The organism is Marinobacter sp. DS40M6 (assembly GCF_028581595.1).
Lineage (GTDB): Bacteria > Pseudomonadota > Gammaproteobacteria > Pseudomonadales > Oleiphilaceae > Marinobacter > Marinobacter salarius.
The window spans coordinates 718,123-734,945 of sequence record NZ_JAFCAE010000001.1 but is presented as its reverse complement, the minus strand read 5'-3'; the positions used below and the strand labels follow the sequence as shown (position 1 = coordinate 734,945).

The 16,823-nt window shown below is 60.8% G+C and carries 12 protein-coding genes and 1 pseudogene; 11 read left to right on the top strand and 2 right to left on the bottom strand.

What is annotated here, in order from left to right; translation table 11 throughout:
- Positions 1–55: 55 nt before the first annotated feature.
- From JJO78_RS03260 to JJO78_RS03230, 7 genes and pseudogenes are all read left to right on the top strand, one after another.
- Positions 56–931 carry an AraC family transcriptional regulator gene (locus tag JJO78_RS03260; protein ID WP_041333627.1) on the top strand — a complete coding sequence of 292 codons (876 nt, stop codon included), beginning with the start codon at positions 56–58 and terminating at the stop codon, positions 929–931.
- 111 nt (positions 932–1,042) lie between these two features.
- Entirely contained in the window at positions 1,043–2,098 is a 1,056-nt protein-coding gene (locus JJO78_RS03255; RefSeq protein ID WP_075195414.1) for an NAD(P)-dependent alcohol dehydrogenase, read from the top strand.
- A 158-nt stretch (positions 2,099–2,256) separates the two neighbouring features.
- On the top strand, positions 2,257–3,450 hold the full coding sequence (locus tag JJO78_RS03250; RefSeq protein ID WP_075195415.1) for a GGDEF domain-containing protein: 1,194 nt from the start codon (positions 2,257–2,259) through the stop codon (positions 3,448–3,450).
- A gap of 34 nt (positions 3,451–3,484) precedes the next feature.
- Positions 3,485–4,305: pseudogene (locus JJO78_RS03245) on the top strand (crotonase/enoyl-CoA hydratase family protein).
- Positions 4,302–4,922, top strand: coding sequence for a metallophosphatase domain-containing protein (locus JJO78_RS03240; protein ID WP_085681837.1), 621 nt, complete (start codon positions 4,302–4,304; stop codon positions 4,920–4,922). Before JJO78_RS03245 ends, JJO78_RS03240 begins: the two are co-directional and overlap by 4 nt.
- Positions 4,923–4,931: 9 nt before the next feature.
- Positions 4,932–6,632 carry a VRR-NUC domain-containing protein gene (locus JJO78_RS03235; RefSeq protein WP_126810750.1) on the top strand — a complete coding sequence of 567 codons (1,701 nt, stop codon included), beginning with the start codon at positions 4,932–4,934 and terminating at the stop codon, positions 6,630–6,632.
- Positions 6,629–8,881 (top strand): ATP-dependent DNA helicase, encoded by a 2,253-nt coding sequence (locus tag JJO78_RS03230; RefSeq protein WP_151982944.1) that lies wholly within the window; start codon positions 6,629–6,631, stop codon positions 8,879–8,881. Before JJO78_RS03235 ends, JJO78_RS03230 begins: the two co-directional genes overlap by 4 nt.
- Here JJO78_RS03230 and JJO78_RS03225 read toward each other — a convergent pair.
- Positions 8,878–10,074 carry an MFS transporter gene (locus JJO78_RS03225; RefSeq protein WP_198324878.1) on the bottom strand — a complete coding sequence of 399 codons (1,197 nt, stop codon included), beginning with the start codon at positions 10,072–10,074 and terminating at the stop codon, positions 8,878–8,880. The genes JJO78_RS03230 and JJO78_RS03225 overlap by 4 nt on opposite strands.
- 189 nt (positions 10,075–10,263) lie before the next feature.
- On the opposite strand from JJO78_RS03225, the gene JJO78_RS03220 reads away from it, so the two are divergent.
- The 4 genes from JJO78_RS03220 (at position 10,264) to JJO78_RS03205 (ending at position 16,338) form a co-directional block, all read left to right on the top strand.
- A complete protein-coding gene (locus JJO78_RS03220; RefSeq protein WP_151982945.1) occupies positions 10,264–12,741 on the top strand; it encodes an ExeM/NucH family extracellular endonuclease in 2,478 nt (825 codons plus the stop codon).
- A gap of 128 nt (positions 12,742–12,869) precedes the next feature.
- Complete coding sequence (gene nadN, locus JJO78_RS03215; RefSeq protein ID WP_151982946.1) at positions 12,870–14,705, top strand: NAD nucleotidase; 1,836 nt, start codon at positions 12,870–12,872, stop codon at positions 14,703–14,705.
- A gap of 78 nt (positions 14,706–14,783) precedes the next feature.
- Positions 14,784–15,788 carry an LLM class flavin-dependent oxidoreductase gene (locus JJO78_RS03210; RefSeq protein WP_151982947.1) on the top strand — a complete coding sequence of 335 codons (1,005 nt, stop codon included), beginning with the start codon at positions 14,784–14,786 and terminating at the stop codon, positions 15,786–15,788.
- 19 nt (positions 15,789–15,807) lie between these two features.
- Entirely contained in the window at positions 15,808–16,338 is a 531-nt protein-coding gene (locus tag JJO78_RS03205) for a YqiA/YcfP family alpha/beta fold hydrolase (RefSeq protein ID WP_075195422.1), read from the top strand.
- A gap of 11 nt (positions 16,339–16,349) precedes the next feature.
- Here the strand turns inward: JJO78_RS03205 and JJO78_RS03200 are convergent, their stop codons facing one another.
- On the bottom strand, positions 16,350–16,808 hold the full coding sequence (locus JJO78_RS03200) for an META domain-containing protein (RefSeq protein ID WP_075195423.1): 459 nt from the start codon (positions 16,806–16,808) through the stop codon (positions 16,350–16,352).
- Positions 16,809–16,823 lie beyond the last annotated feature (15 nt).

Below are 16,823 nucleotides of genomic sequence, written 5' to 3'. Positions count from 1 at the left end.
AAGTTTCGACCATGATGGACTATCTTTCGAATCCATCATGAAACAGGCGCCTACGATGACCAAAACATCACAGTGGCCCGTACCGCCGGACAGCATTCGTTATGTCATCCCTGACCCGGTCATACGCGGCCTGTCACGACATCCGCTGACCCGCGACCTGTACCCGCTCGCCTTCGGTCACTATCGCCGCGCCGCAGGCCACCACATGCACCGGGAGCACCACAATGACGATCTTTTGATCCATTGCACGGAGGGGGAAGCCTACCTGAATGTCGAAGACGAACCCTGCCTGATACGGGCGGGCGACCTGGTGCTGATACCGGCCGGCGCCGCCCACCGATACACCGCCGCACCGGAGAACCCATGGACAATTCATTGGGTGCACTATGCAGGCCCATTGGCGGAACACTTTCGGGAACACATGGGATTTACCGACGGCATCCGCGTTCAGCACATCGGTCGGCAACCCCGATTGCTGGTGGACTTCAACGGCCTGCTTTCGGTACGGCAGACCGGTTTCCGCACCCCCGGCCTGGTCCATGTGGCCAACCGGCTACGCCAGTTGCTGGCGGCCGTTCCGCTGAGCGTCGGCGAGGCCGGCCAGGCGCAGCAGCCAGACCTGGACATCATTCATAACTTCATGCGCGAGCATCTGGATGAGCGCATCACGCTCAATCAACTGGCGGACCTGACGGGGCTCTCACCCGCACACTTTGCCACCCGCTACCGGGCCCTGACCGGCGTCTCCCCGATCCAGCATTTCCTGCACCTGAAAGTGGAACAGGCCTGCCAGTTACTGGACACCACGGACCACTCCTTTACCCAGATCAGTAGCCTTCTGGGCTATGACGACAACTATTATTTTTCGCGACTGTTCAAGAAGGTCATGGGCCAGTCCCCCACCGACTACCGCCACACCCATCGTCATTAACCCTTGATGATATTCCTTTCATAAAAGGAACTTGCGGTTGAAAAACTGACTCACACCCGGAGTTACTGCGTATAGGTTTGAACATTTACCGACAAAGAAGGAACACGGACCATGGCGACTGCAAAAGGCTACGCAGCTGAATCAGCCGACTCAAAGCTGGCCCCCATCAGCTTCGAACGGCGCGAACCGCGCCCGGACGATGTCTCCATTGAGATTGACTACTGCGGGGTCTGCCACACCGATATCCACTTCGCCCAGAACGATTGGGGCGTCACGCAGTTTCCGGTAATTCCCGGCCACGAGATCATTGGCCGTGTCACTGCTGTTGGCTCCGACGTGACAGACTATAAGGTGGGCGATACGGTCGGCGTAGGCTGCATGGTGGATTCCTGCCGTAGCTGTTCCGCCTGCGAATCCGGCCTCGAACAGTATTGCCTGGAAGGCATGACCGCCACCTACAATGGCGAGGACCGTTATGACGGCTCCATCACCTACGGCGGTTATTCCGACCGGGTTGTGGTCAGCGAGCGCTTTGTGGTGAAAGTCCCGGAAAAGCTGGACCCAGCCTCCGCCGCCCCCATTCTCTGCGCAGGCATTACCACCTACTCCCCACTACGCCACTACGGCGTTCGACCTGGCGACAAAGTGGGCGTTATCGGCATGGGCGGCCTCGGCCATATGGGCGTGAAATTCGCCAAGGCCCTGGGCGCGGAGGTCACCATCTTCACTCGCTCCGAAAGCAAGGTGGCCGAGGCGAAGAAACAGGGCGCCGACCATGTTGTCGTCTCCACCGACGACAGCCAGATGGAAGCGGCCGCCGAATCCTTCGATTTCATGCTGGATACCGTGCCGGTACAGCATGACCTGAATCCGTACCTGAACTGCCTGACGTTCGACGGCACCCACATCCTCGTGGGCTTACTGGAACCGGTCGATCCGCCCCTGGAAGCCGGCGGCCTGGTATTCAAGCGCCGCGTGCTGGCAGGCTCTCTCATCGGCGGTATGCCCGAAACCCAGGAAGTGCTGGATTTCTGCGCCGATCACGGCATCACCTGTGACGTGGAAATGCTCGACATCAAAAACATCAACGAAGCCTACGAGCGCATGAAGAAAGGCGATGTGAAGTACCGTTTCGTGATCGACATGAAGACACTGAAAGCCGCATAACCAAACGGCCAGCCGCCAGCCACGCTCTGCCGGCGCTGGCGGCTGCGGCTGCTCCCTGTTAGCTTATGCACTAAGAAACGACACACAAAGCTTACTGATCGTAACGTCCCTGGGGGCGTACTCTGTGAAACTGCGAAAATCCGTCACCAGGGATGACTATGGGATTTACCGTTCACCTGCCGACTTTGCTGCTGCTTTCTGTCGCGATCAATCTATTGATCGGTGGGTTATTGTGGGCCATTTTCCGGCTGCGTTCCCGCCAGCATTGTTTCCGGTTGTGGGCACTGGCGTGTATGACCTTCGCGGTGGGTACCCTGTTCGCAGGTACACGCGCCTTTATCGATACGCCCTGGATCACCGTGTTCCTGGCTCACCTGTTTCTCGGCCTTTCCCCGTTGCTGGTATTGGCGGGCCTGCAGCGCTTCTCCGGCAGTGCATCGCGTAAAACCCGCCGCTCCCGCCATGCTCTGCGCTTATCCGCGGCCTGTTATCTGCTGATCCTGCTGCTCACCTTCCAAGGCGATCCGCTGAATGCCCGCCTGCTAACAGCCCTGTTCTCGGCCGCCATTTTCATTTTTGCGGTCTACACCCTGTCGAAACTGGATACCACACCGTCACTGCCCGTCAGGATTCTGAAAGTGCTGTTTACCATGCATGGGGTACTGATGATGTCCCAGGCACTGGTGATCGGCATGGACTGGCTTGGCCTGAACCAGGCCAATACCGGTTTCGTGCTGCAGTTAATCCTCGTCAACCATATTCTGCTGGCTACCGCGACGACCCTGGCACTGCCATTGCTGGCCTTTACCCATTCCGAACAGCGCCTGAGAGTGATGGCGGAGCGCGACGGCCTGACCGGGCTATACAACCGCCGCTCCCTGTTCCGGGAAGGCATCCGGGCCTTTGACCAGGCGACACAGTCCCAGACGCAGTTGGCCGTACTGATGTTGGACCTGGATCACTTCAAACAAGTCAACGACCGCTGGGGACATGCAGCCGGAGATGACGCCCTCCGCCTGGTCGCACGCACGCTGAAAAACGAACTCAGGGATGACGACATCATTGGCCGTGTCGGGGGAGAAGAGTTTGCGATGGTGCTTCGCATCACCGGTGATGACGACGTGCGCATCATCACCCGCCGTCTGCTGGACACCATCGCCACCAACGGCCAGGAAATAGACGGGTTGCCACTGTACATCTCCGCCAGCATAGGGGGTGTTGAAAAAGCCGGCCATCACAAAACCTTCGCAGATATGATGATCGAAGCCGACGCGGCGCTATACAATGCCAAGGACAAGGGCCGGAACCGGGCAGAATTCGGAAGACTGACGCCGGAGACCAGCGTTAGCTGAAACGGCCCGACAACAATAATTCGTTGGAGGCCATGTGACACCCCCACCCGTATACACTCAAGCCAGCGGTCATGTGCTGACCATTGTTCTCGCCCGCCCGGAGAAACGAAACGCCGTCGACCGCGAAACTGCCAACGCCCTGCGCCAGGCGTTCAGCGACTTTGAGGCTGATGACACCCTCAAGGTGGCTGTGCTCTGGGGCGAGGGTGCAACTTTTGCGCCGGCGCCGATCTGGAAGCCGTCGGCGATCCGGAGCGCCGCAACGAGATCGAGGCAACCGGAACAGCCCACGGCCCAATGGGCCCTTCCCGCATGTCATTGTCGAAGCCGGTGATCGCTGCCGTATCCGGCTACGCCGTGGCCGGGGGGCTGGAGCTGGCACTGATGTGTGACCTGCGAGTCATAGAGGAATCCGCCACCTTCGGCGTGTTCTGCCGCCGCTGGGGGGTACCGCTGATCGATGGAGGCACCGTGCGCCTGCCACGCATTGTTGGCCACGGCAACGCCATGGATATGATTCTGACCGGTCGACCGGTTAATGCGGAAGAAGCCAAGGCGATGGGGCTTGCAAATCGGGTGGTGCCTGATGGACAGGCGCGATCCGCAGCAGAAGCTCTTGCCGCCGACATTGCAGCGTTCCCGCAGAAGTGCCTGCGCGCCGACCGACACTCCGCCATTCACCAGTGGGACCTGGAACTGCCCGAAGCCTTGGCGGCGGAAGGCGCTGGCGGCTATCCTGTGGTGTTCGAGGAAGCCATCGAGGGCGCCGGCCGGTTTTCCGCTGGTGCCGGACGCCATGGTGTTTTCCGCGATGGTGTTTTTTATAGTCCCGACGAACCCGGCGAGCCATCATGAGACTGGTCTGCATATCCGATACCCACAGCATGCACCGCCAGGTGGTGGTGCCCGATGGCGACGTGCTGATCCACGCCGGCGACTGCCTGGGAGTGGGCACCCTTGAGGAACTCGAGGACCTGGACAACTGGTTTTCCGAACAGCCCCACCGCCACAAGATCCTGATTGCCGGCAACCACGACTGGTGCCTGCAGGATGAGCCTGCGGACGCCGAAGCACTGATCAGGAACGCCGTTTACCTTCGGGACAGAAGTATCGACATCGAAGGACTGAAATTCTGGGGCAGCCCCTGGACACCGATCTTTTTCGACTGGGCATTCAACCTCGAGCGTGGAGCGCCCATTGCCGAGCGCTGGGCACAGATACCGTCAGACACTGACGTTCTTATCACCCATGGTCCGCCAGCAGGCATCCTCGATAAGGTGAACGAGTCTCTGGCGGTAGGCTGTAACGATCTGGCCAGGGAGCTGGAACGGCTCACGCTCAAACTCCACATCTTCGGGCATATCCACGAAAGCTATGGCCAGCAAATGCTGAATGACTGCCTGCATGTCAACGCCAGCACCTGCACCGGCCAGTTCAAGCCGCTGAACCCACCGATTGTCGTGGATATCTGACGCCCAGCCATGCCCCTCGCATCAGACCAGCAGACTCACATTCCCGGCACCGCGGACCTGGACAATCCGCTGTACTATCTCGAGAACTTCGAGACAGTGGTGCGCTGGGTCCGGCGTTTTCACAGCGATCTGCTGACCGCCGATGAAATCGGAAAGGTAGATGGCCTGCTGAGCCTGGATCAGCCGGCAAGGGCACTGCTGGCTCGTATGGTCATGCGCACCGGCGACCTGTTCCGGGTGGAGAAGTTCAACTACCCGGAGATCGGTGTACCGGTGAATGACGCCGTGAGCGCGCTCGCCACCAAGGGCTGGATTGAGGACAATCCGAGCGTTCCCCTTGCCGAGCTGTTTCGCCTGTTCACGCTCGGCGAGCTTCGCACTGCCCTCGCTAACCAGATCTCAGCGGCCGGCCTGCCAGCGACGGCCGCCAAGGGTCTTCTGAAAGACACCCTGATTCCACTGCATCCCGACATCGCTCCTGTGGACCTCTGGCTACCAGACGTCTCCACACAGGTAATCCGCCTGAACCACATGACCCTGTTTGACCGACTGCGGCTGATGTTTTTCGGCAACCTGCGCCAGAGCTGGTCCGATTTCGTACTGGTGGAGCTGGGCCACCAGCAGTATGAACAGGTACCGCTTTCTGCCGAGTCCCGGGCTTTTGACGAACGTGACGACGTGGATCGTTATCTGGTGATGCACCACTGCCGGGAACGCCTGGATCAGGGCGAGGCGCCAGAAACGGTATGGCAGGACATCCCCACGGCCGATGAGAATGCCTGGTTGGAAAGCCGGCGCGGCCGCTTGCTGTTCGAACTGGGCAAGCTGGCGGAGCGCGGCGGTAACACCGAGCTGGCGTTGAAGGCCTATCGCCTCAGTGGGCACCGCGAATCACGGCTGCGCCAGCTACGCCTTCTGGAACGGCTGAAGCAACACCACGAGGCCTGGAAGATTGCCCAGGCCGCCACCGACGAACCCAGGTTTGGCGCCGAGGAACGCGGACTCGAACGCATCCTGACGCGGTTGGCGAAGAAACTGGGAGAGGCGCTACCCCAGCAAAGCGAACGCCCGCAACTGACGGCGTTCACCCTGGAACTGGACAATCCGGACGGCCAATCGGTGGAGTGGGCGGCCATGCAACACCTGAGCGAACCCGACACCCCCGTTGCCTATGTGGAAAACACCCTCATCAATGGCCTGTTTGGCCTGCTCTGCTGGCCCGCCCTGTTCGAACCATTGCCCGGCGCATTCTTCCATCCCTTTCACACCGGGCCGGTGGACCTGTACCGGGAGGATTTTGTAGAACGTCGTCAGGCACTGTTTGACGACTGCCTCGGCACGCTGGCCTCTGACAATTACAAAACCCGAATCCGCGATACCTGGCAGGAAAAACAGGGCATCGCGTCGCCGTTTGTGATCTGGCCAATACTCTCTGAGGAATTGCTTGAAATGGCGCTGACGTGCATCCCCGCCCAACACCTGGAGCGAATGTTCCGGCGCCTGCTGGGCAACCTGCGCGAACACCGCAGCGGCTTTCCGGACCTGATCCGCTTTCGGCCCGACCACAACGATCCAAACCGGCGCTATGAAATGATCGAGGTCAAAGGCCCTGGCGACCGCCTGCAGGATCATCAGACCCGATGGCTTGAGTTCTGCGTTGACCACGGCATTCCCGTCTCCGTCTGCTATGTGCGCTGGACCGACCGATGACCGACCTCAACGTCGCGGTACGAACGCTGTGTGAATTCGCCGCCCGCAAGGGCGATCTGGACCTGCGCTACACCCCGGCGCCCACGTCGGAAGAAGGCATTGCCGGCCACGGTGCGGTGCAGGCCCGTCGCGGGCCGAGGTATCAAAGCGAAGTGGCGCTGGACGGCCAATGCGGCAAACTGATGGTCAGCGGGCGGGCCGACGGTTATGACCCGATCGCCGGCCGACTGGAGGAAATCAAGACCCACCGCGGTGACCTGTCCCGGGTACGGGAAGCCCAGCGCAATCTACACCGTGCACAATTGCGGGCCTATGGAGCACTACTGTGCCGACAGGAAAAGTTGAGCCAGATCGACCTCGCCCTGATCTACTACGATGTCGGCAAGGACAAGGAAACCCCCATCACCGAAACGGCCTTCGCAGAGGAATTGTGGCAGGAGCTGGAACATCTCTGTGAACACTACAGCGACTGGGCTGAACAGGAAGCCAATCACCGGCATGAGCGCGATCTGGCGCTGAAAAACCTGACCTTTCCCTTCCCGGACTTCCGACCTCAGCAGCGCGCCCTGGCGGAAACCGTCTACAGGAACAGCGTCCGTCAACAGACATTGTTGCTGGAAGCACCCACCGGCCTAGGCAAGACGCTTGGCACCCTTTTCCCGGCCCTGATGGCGATGCCCACGGCCAGACAGGACCGCCTGTTCTACCTGACCAGCCGCAATACCGCCCGGCAACTGGCCGTCGATGCCGTTCACCTGTTGCGGGAAAAGCAACCCGGCCCGTTGCCCCTGCGAACCCTGGAACTGGTGGCCAAGGATCATGCCTGCGAGCACCCGGACAAGGCGTGCCATGGGGACGCCTGCCCGCTGGCGAAGGGCTTCTTCGACCGGTTGCCGGCGGCCCGTAAGGACGCCGCCAATCACAGCGGCGCCCTGACCCAGGCGGTACTGGCAGGCATCGCCCGCCAACACGGCATCTGCCCCTATTTTCTGGCGCAGGAAATGGCCCGCTGGTGCGATGTGGTGGTAGCCGATGTAAACCGAATGTTCGACCAGTCCGCCCTGCTCCATGCCCTGGTTCGGCAGAACGACTGGAAAGCCAGCCTGCTGGTCGACGAGGCTCACAACCTGGTGGACCGCGCCCGCGGCATGTACTCCGTGGAGCTGAGCCAGGCACATCTGCTGCGGGTTCGGAAACAGTCGCCCAAGGCTTTGAAATCAAAACTCGATGGCGTGTCCCGGGCGTGGCAATCGGTGATCCGCGACCATTGCCCCGACATCAGCCGTGAGCCGGTGATACTGGACAATCTTCCAGGTTCACTGACCGGCGCTCTGAATCGACTGGTCTCCGCCATTACCGACTACCTGGCGGACCATCCGCCGGACCTTATCCTGCAGGAACTGATGTTCGAAAGCCTGGCCTTTACCAAGCTGGCGGAGGTGTTTGGCGATCATTCCCTGTGCGAGCTGATCAGGCCGGCGAGAGGAAAGGCCAGACTCACCATCCAGAACCTGATCCCGGCGGACTTCCTGGCCCCGCGCTTCGAAGCCGCCGACAGTACGCTGATGTTTTCCGCGACCCTGTCGCCTGGTGTCTATTACCGGGACCTGCTGGGCATGCCGGAGGACACCTGCTTCCGCTCCCTGCCAGGCCCCTTTACCCGCGACCAGCTTGAGGTGAATTTCACCCCGGACATCAGCACCCGGCAGCCGGACCGGGAACGCTCGCTGACGCCCATCGCGGAACTGATCCACCGGCAGTACCAGCAGCGGCCCGGCAACTACCTGGCGTTTTTCAGCAGCTTTTCCTATCTCAATCGGGTACAGGACACTCTTCTGCAACAGGCTCCCGACCTGCCGCTTCGAGCCCAGCGCCCCGGCATGTCCACCGATGAGCGCACGGCGTTCCTCAAGGCCTTCCATGAGGACAATACCGGCGTCGCACTGGCCGTACTCGGAGGCGTGTTCAGTGAAGGCATCGACCTGCCCGGCGACCGACTCATCGGCGCCTTCGTCGCCACCCTGGGCCTGCCGCCCTTCGACAAGTGGCATGAAATCCTGCGCCAGCGGCTGGAGCAGCGCTTCGGTGCCGGCCACGCCTACACCTATCTGATTCCCGGCCTGCAGAAAGTCGCCCAGGCCGCCGGCCGCGTCATCCGCACGCCGGAGGACCGGGGCGTGATCTGGCTGATCGACGACCGCTTCCTACAACCGCAGATCCGCAACCTGCTACCGGCCTGGTGGGCTTAGGTCGGTTCCACGGAGATCTTCTTCTGGCACATCATCAAGGCAATGGTCAGCAGGCAAAATGCGGCACCGGCATAAAACGTCAGCGCAGGGCCGGCCCAGGTCCATAACATTCCCGCAACCGCACTGGCCAGAAACAGAGCAACACCGCCAACCAGATTGAAAAAGCCAAACGCGGTACCACGCAGGGCTTTGGGTGCGGTATGGGCAACCATGGTAGCCAGCAGTCCCTGAGTCATTCCCATGTGCAGCCCCCAGATAACGGAACCAACGAGCGTCCACAGCCAGTGGTTGCCCAGCGCCAGGACCAGGTCCGCGATGAGCAAGACCACCAGGCCCGTAACCAGTAGCTGGCGATGGTCCATACGATCAGACAACTTGCCGAACGGGTAGGCCGATAGGGAATAGGCAATGTTCATAACGACCAGAACGACCGGCAGCCAGGCAACACCCAGCCCTCCGTCTTCCGCTCGCAACAGTAGGAAGGCTTCGCTGAATCGGGCCAGGGTGAACAAGGCGCCGGTGGCCACCACTGCCCAATAGGCTCGGCTCAGTTGCTTCAGACTCTCACGGCTTATGGGATTGGCCCGCCGCTCAGTAAGCGGCTGTTCCGGCTCGCGAATTCCAACGATCAATAGCAACACGGCCAGAGCTGCGGGCACCACCGCCACCCAGAACACCGCCTGATAGTCGTTTTGCCAAAGCAGCATCAAGCCGATCGCCAGCAGGGGACCGATAAACGCCCCCACGGTATCCAGGGACTGACGCAGACCGTAGGCAGCGCCTCGCATTTCAGGGGGTGCGAGATCCGCCACCAAGGCGTCGCGCGGCGCACCTCTGATGCCTTTTCCGACACGATCGGTAAGCCGGGCCGCCAGAATCCACCCCAACCCCGGTGCGAGGGCAAACACCGGTTTGGTCAGTGCGCCCAGACCATACCCCAAAACCGCCAGCCCCTTGCGCTTACCCAGATAGTCACTCAGGGCGCCCGAAAACACCTTGACGATCGGCGCGGTCGCTTCCGCCGCGCCCTCAATCAGCCCGACCATTAGCGCGCTCGCGCCGAGGACGGAAACCAAATAGATCGGCAACAGGCTGTGAATGATCTCCGAAGAAATATCCATCAGAAGACTGACAAATCCGAGTATCCAGATGCCTGTTGGTAGCTGGCGTTTGGCAAGCGTGGATGTCGTCACACGTGTTCCTTGATGCTGCGATGAGGCTTTTCCGAAAGCGGATCATTGTGCCTCAAATGCAAATGGATATCGATATCATTAATAACTGATTCATAAAACCAACATCCCCTCGTCACAGTCCGTTCCCAGACTGGAACAGGCGGCGCCGATCGCCCCCGACAACTTCAATGACCACTCAGGGAAAGAACCATGACGATAAAACAATCCGTACTGGCTGCAGCCATTGCCAGTACCCTCACCGCCCCCGCCTTTGCGGAGCTGGTGATCAGTGAATACGTGGAAGGTTCCAGCAACAACAAAGCCATTGAACTGCTCAACACCGGCACCAGCGCCGTTGATCTCACCGCCTGGGAACTGCAGGTTTTCTACAACGGCAGCAACGCAACTGGCCTGACCATCAACCTCGACGGCACGGTTGCCCCCGATGGCACTTTCGTTTTCGCCCACAGCCAGTCCGACCCCGCCATCCTCGCGGTCGCCGACCAGACCACCGGTGCCGGGCTTTTCAATGGCGACGACGCGGTGCTGTTGCTGAACGGTGGCGTGGTTGCCGACAGCATCGGACAGGTCGGTGTCGATCCCGGCAGCTACTGGGGCGACACGGTGCGCACCCAGAACCAGACCCTGCGACGTCGTGACGGCACCAACGCAGACAACAACCCCGACGATGCGTACGATCCCGCTGTCGTCTTTGACAGTTTTGCAGTGGACAGCTTCGATGACCTCGGCAACGGTGCGGGCGACGGTGGCGAAGAACCGACAGATCCCGGCCTTCCCGATATGGCGTGCGGTAATCCCGCGAGCCTGATCTCGGACATTCAGGGCGCCGGTGATGTCAGCCCGCTTGCCGGTGAAAATCTGGTTGTGGAAGCCGTCGTGACCGCCGCATTTAACGGCGACGATGGCCTTGGCGGTTTCTATATTGAAGCTGAGGCCGACCAGCGCGACAGCAACCCAAACACCTCGGAAGGTCTGTTTGTCTATGCGCCGGGCGAGAGCGTCACGGTCGGCCAGCGCCTGAGGATCGCTGGCGAAGTGACCGAGTTCGGCAACCTGACCGAACTCACCAATGTGACGAACCTGGCCGACTGTGGCACCGCAACACTTCCGGCACCCGTCAGCATCACACTGCCCTGGGCCTCCGCTGGTGCCCCGGAAGCCTTCGAGTCCATGCGTGTCCAGTTTGACGAGCCGTTGACCGTCAATGACAACTACGACCTGGCCCGCTATGGCAGCCTGACACTCGGCAGTGGCCGGCACTTCATTCCGACCAGCATCGCCGAGCCCGGGGAAGACGCCGCCATTGTGGAAGAACTCAACACCCTGGATCGCCTGATCCTGGACGACGGCAGCAATCGCCAGAACCCGGCGGTGGTCCCCTACCCATCCCCGGAACTGAGCGCAACCGCCACCGTTCGCGCCGGTGACACTGTGAACGACCTCGTCGGTATACTTAACTATCGGTTCTCCGAATGGCGCCTGCAGCCGCTGTCGGCCCCCAGCTTCACTCAGAGCAACCCGCGCAACCCCAGCCCCGAACTGGAAGACAGCGGCAACCTGATCGTTGCCTCCTTCAACGTACTGAACTATTTCAACGGTGATGGCATGGGCGGTGGCTTCCCCACCGCTCGCGGCGCCGACGATGCTGAAGAGCTGAGCCGCCAGACCGCCAAACTCGTCAGTGCCATTACGGCACTGAACGCAGACATCGTGGGCGTGATGGAAATTGAAAACGACGGTTACGGCGACAGCAGTGCGATTGCACAACTGGCGGACAGCCTCGGTGGTAATTGGTCCTACGTCGACCCCGGCCTGCCACAACTCGGTGGCGACGCCATCGCAGTGGGCTTTCTCTACAACGCCGACCGGGTGGAAACCGTTGGCGACGCGGCAACACTGGCCACCGCACCGTTCGACGACCTTAACCGCCAGCCTCTGGCCCAGACCTTCCGTGCCATCGACAGCGATGATGCGTTGACCATTGCCGTTAACCACTTCAAGTCCAAGGGCTGCGGCAGCGCTGAGGGGACCAATGCCGAACAGGGTGACGGCCAGGGCTGCTGGAACCCGGTTCGCACCCAGGCGTCAAACGCGCTGGCGAGCTGGCTGGCCTCGGACCCCACCGGTACCGCCGAGGAAGACGTACTGATCATCGGTGACCTGAATGCCTACGCCAAGGAAGACCCGATCCGCGCACTGATCAACAACGGCTATACCGATCTGGCCGCACAGGCGGACGGGGAAAGCGCCTACTCCTACGTGTTCTTCGGCCAGGCCGGCTACCTAGACCACGGCCTTGCGAACAACTCACTGGCACCGAAAGTGACCGACACCACGGTGTGGCACATTAACGCCGACGAGCCCCGCGCGTTGGACTACAACACCGACTTCAAATCGCCTGAACAGCAGGCCAGCTTCTACGCGCCGGACAGCTACCGCGCCTCTGACCATGATCCGGTGATCATCGCCCTTGAGATGGAAACCGCGTCGATGGCAGACCGGGCGGACCTGAACGGGGATGGTCGCGTTGACGGCCGGGACGTCGCACGATTCATCCTGGCAAGGCTGTTTGGCCGGGCCTCCGTTGAGCATTACGACGTCAATGGCGACGGTCGCGTTAACTACCGCGATCTGCTGGCGATTCTGGAGTCGAAACACCAGCGCTGACAGTCATTGATACTCACAAACGCCCGCCTTCGTGCGGGCGTTTCTTATTTCGGCAACAAAAGCATCACATCACTGACATCCAGGACATGGAACATGCGGGGAATAAATCAAAAAGCAGGAGCAAGGAAATGATCCGCAAGTCAGCCTGGGTATTACTCCCCTTAATCGCACTGGTCGGCTGTAACAGCGACGATGACGACAACGGCAGCAACGACAACACAGCCAGCCCGTTGAGCCTGAACGTACTGCACATCAACGATCACCACTCGCACCTTGAGAGTGGATCGCAGTCCCTGACCATTGCCGGCCAGGAAACTGAATTCTCTGCCGGAGGCTTCCCCCGCGTTGCCGCCAAGATCGCGGAGCGTGAGACGGCTCTGGAGAACGTGCTGAAGCTGCACGCTGGCGACGCCATCACCGGCACCCTGTACTTCACCTCCTACGAAGGTGAGGCCGATGCCGAGCTGATGAACCTGGTGTGTTTCGACGCCTTTGCGCTGGGCAACCACGAGTTCGACCGTGGCGACGAAGGCCTGAAGAAGTTCCTGGATTTCCTGGCCAGCGGCAGTTGCCAGACGCCGGTACTGGCAGCCAACGTAGTGCCCCAGGTCGGCACACCCCTGGCCCCGACCGCCGTTGACGATTACATCAAACCCTATGTGGTGAAGGAGGTCGCCGGCCAGAAAGTGGGTATTGTCGGCATCGACATCGCGAACAAGACCCAGAACAGCTCCAGCCCGCTGGACACCACACAATTCCTGGACGAAACCGAGAGCGCCCAGGAAGCCATTAACGAATTGGAGGCCGATGGCGTCAACAAGATCATCCTGCTAACTCACTACCAGTACGAAAATGATCTGGTACTGGCCGGAGCCCTGTCCGGTGTGGACGTGATCATTGGCGGCGATTCCCACTCCCTGCTGGGTGACTTCGACGACTTCGGCCTGACGTCCTCCGGAGCCTATCCCACCGAGTTGACCAACGCCGACGGTGACAAGGTTTGTGTCGCGCAGGCCTGGCAGTATTCCCAGGTGGTGGGTGAACTCAATGTTCAATGGAACGCAGACGGCGTGGTGGAATCCTGTGTCGGTGTGCCTCACCTGCTATTGGGCGACGACATTGTCCGTGAAGACGGCGGTGGTAACGAATACACACCCGAAGGTGCGGAATTGCAGGCGATCATGGACGCCGTCGAATCTGCTCCGCAGTTGAGCATCGTCACCGAAGACGCCACCGTGGCAAACGCCCTGGCCAATTACACCCAGCAACTGGACACCTTCCGCAATGAGGTGGTGGGTACCGCAACCGAAGACCTCTGCCTGGAGCGCATTCCCGGCCAGGGCACCAGCAGTCTGCCCAGCTGTGCAGGCACGACAGGAGCGCGTGGGGGTGACATCCCCAATGTGGTAGCCCAGGCCTTCCTGTTCCAGAGCAAGAATGCCGATGTGTCGATCCAGAACGCTGGCGGCGTACGCACGGACATTGAGGCCGGCGACATCACCATCGGCGACGGCTATACCCTGTTGCCGTTTGCCAATACCCTGGTCGATCTGACCATGACAGGCGCCGAAATCCGCCAGGTGCTGAACGAAGCTGTCGCCTTTGCCCATGCGCCCGATGGCTCCACCGGTGCCTACCCTTACGCCGCCGGCTTACGCTGGAACGTGGACATGAACCGCGCCGAGGGTGACCAACTGTACAACATCGAAGTGAAAGGCCGCGACGAGACCCAATGGCGCGCCCTCACCGATGGTGAAACCCTGAACGTGGTCACCAACAGTTTCACCGGTGGCGGACGGGACGGTTATGTGACCTTCGGCACCGTCACCGACGACGGCCGCTCGGAGGACACCTTCCTCGACTACGCCCAGTCCTTCGTGGACTACGTCAGCGAGCAGGGCACCATCAGCAAACCCGCGATGGATGACTACTCGACCCAGTCCTACACGCCACCAGCACCGTAACGGCAACCATCCCCTGGCCCGCTTCATAGCGGGCCGGTTTTTGTTATGCTGCCGGATAGTTCAAACCCGGAGCATTCAATGTCGCAGAATTCCAGCGCCCAATTCCCTGTCTATTCCCTTCTTGAGCTGGCCTCCGTTCGCGAAGGCGATTCCGTGGGGCAGACCCTGGCCAACAGCGTCGCCTACGCCCGCCATGCGGAAAACCTGGGCTTTAACCGCTTCTGGCTGGCCGAGCATCACAACATGGAAGGCATAAGCAGCTCCGCAACGGCCGTACTGGTCGGGCACATTGCCGGTGCTACCAGCACTCTCCGGGTAGGGTCCGGGGGTATCATGCTGCCCAACCATCCGCCGCTGGTGATCGCCGAGCAGTTCGGCACCCTGGAAAGCCTCTATCCCGGCCGAATTGACCTTGGCCTGGGCCGAGCTCCGGGCACCGACCCCATAACCAGCCGGGCGCTGCGCCGGGACGGCCTCGGGGCAGAACAGTTCCCCGAGGATGTCGCGCGTCTGCAGTCTTTGCTGGGGCCACTCCAGCCGGGGCAGCCGGTCAAGGCCATTCCCGGCGCCGGCACCAATGTGCCCATCTGGCTGCTGGGCTCCAGCCTTTACAGCGCGCAGCTTGCCGCGATGCGGGGGCTACCCTACGCCTTTGCCGGCCACTTCGCGCCCCGGCTTTACCGTGAGGCGATCCAGACTTACCGGGACAACTTCCAGCCTTCGGACCAACTGGACAAACCCTATGTGATTCTGGCCGTTCCGGCCGTGCCTGCGGACACTGACGAGGAGGCCCAGTTCCTGGCCACCACCAGTTACCAGCGCATTCTTTCCCTGTTCCGGGGCCAACCACTGTGGATGCGGCCCCCGGTCAAGTCCATGGAAGGTTTATGGAACAGCGGTGAGCAGGCAGGCGTGAAGGACTTCCTGTCGCTGCAGTTGCTGGGCAGTGAGGACACTCTCCGGGAGCAGCTGGAGCGACTATTGCAGACTGTGGACGTGGACGAACTGATGTTTACCGTGGATCTGTACGACCCCGAGAAACGGCGGCACGCGCTGGATATCCTGGCCGCCACCCGACACTGACCTCTTACCGGAGACAACCATGGCCACGCCCGAATTTCATGTTTTCCTGTCCCACGGCCTGGAAAGTGGCCCTGGAGGCACCAAAGTACAGGCGCTGAAAGCCGAAGCGGAAACCTTTCCCGGTGTAACCGCGATTGCCGTGGATCATCGCCGCACGAAAGATCCCGCCGAACGCCTCACACAGATGAGAGAAGCCATCTCCGAGGCGGGTGCCGACCCGGAAAGAACCATCCTGGCCGGGTCCAGCATGGGAGGCTGGGTGTGTGCTCGCACCAGTGCAGAAACACCGGTACTGGGGTGCTTCCTTCTGGCGCCGGCTTTGGCGATGTCGGCGTATCCGCAATCCAGCCCCCGGATTCAAGCCCGGCACACCCAGATCATTCACGGCTGGGACGACGATGTGGTACTGCCGATGCCGGTGATTGAGCTGGCACGGGAGCAGAAGCTGCCGTTGCTGGTACTTCCGGACGGACACCGCCTGGAAAACAGCCTGGCGCGGCTGGTGATCGAATTCAGGGGCTTCATGACCGACTGTCTGTCTGACGCCTGACGACCGGCGCCTTATTTCATCCGTGAGGCTTCGAACACTGCCAACTCTTCGCCGGCTTCACCCAACAACCGAAGCTCGATGCCTTCGAGATTGACACCAACGGTCTTCGCCAGGGCCGCGAACAGCAACTGTTCCGTCTGATTATCCGGGCAGGCCCTGCGAGTGCTGCTCATGGAATCAAACAGCAGGTTCTCACCCGTGACCTGATAGTTACCCATGTATTGATTGCAGCCACTGAAGCCACTTACCCGGCCGTCGTCCAGAAACAGAATGTGGGGTTTCTGGTCGGCGTTGGTTTCTGACACCGGTTCACCCCCGATGCTCAACAGCTGCCAATAGGTGTTGGTCAACGGCATCGCCACGATGTCATCGGCTGAACGGCTGGTAGCAGGTGACCCGACGCAACCGGCCAGGAAAAGCAGAGCAAACAGAATTGCCACATGCCCAGGTACCGACACGACTCCTCTCATGTGCTTTCTCCCTAT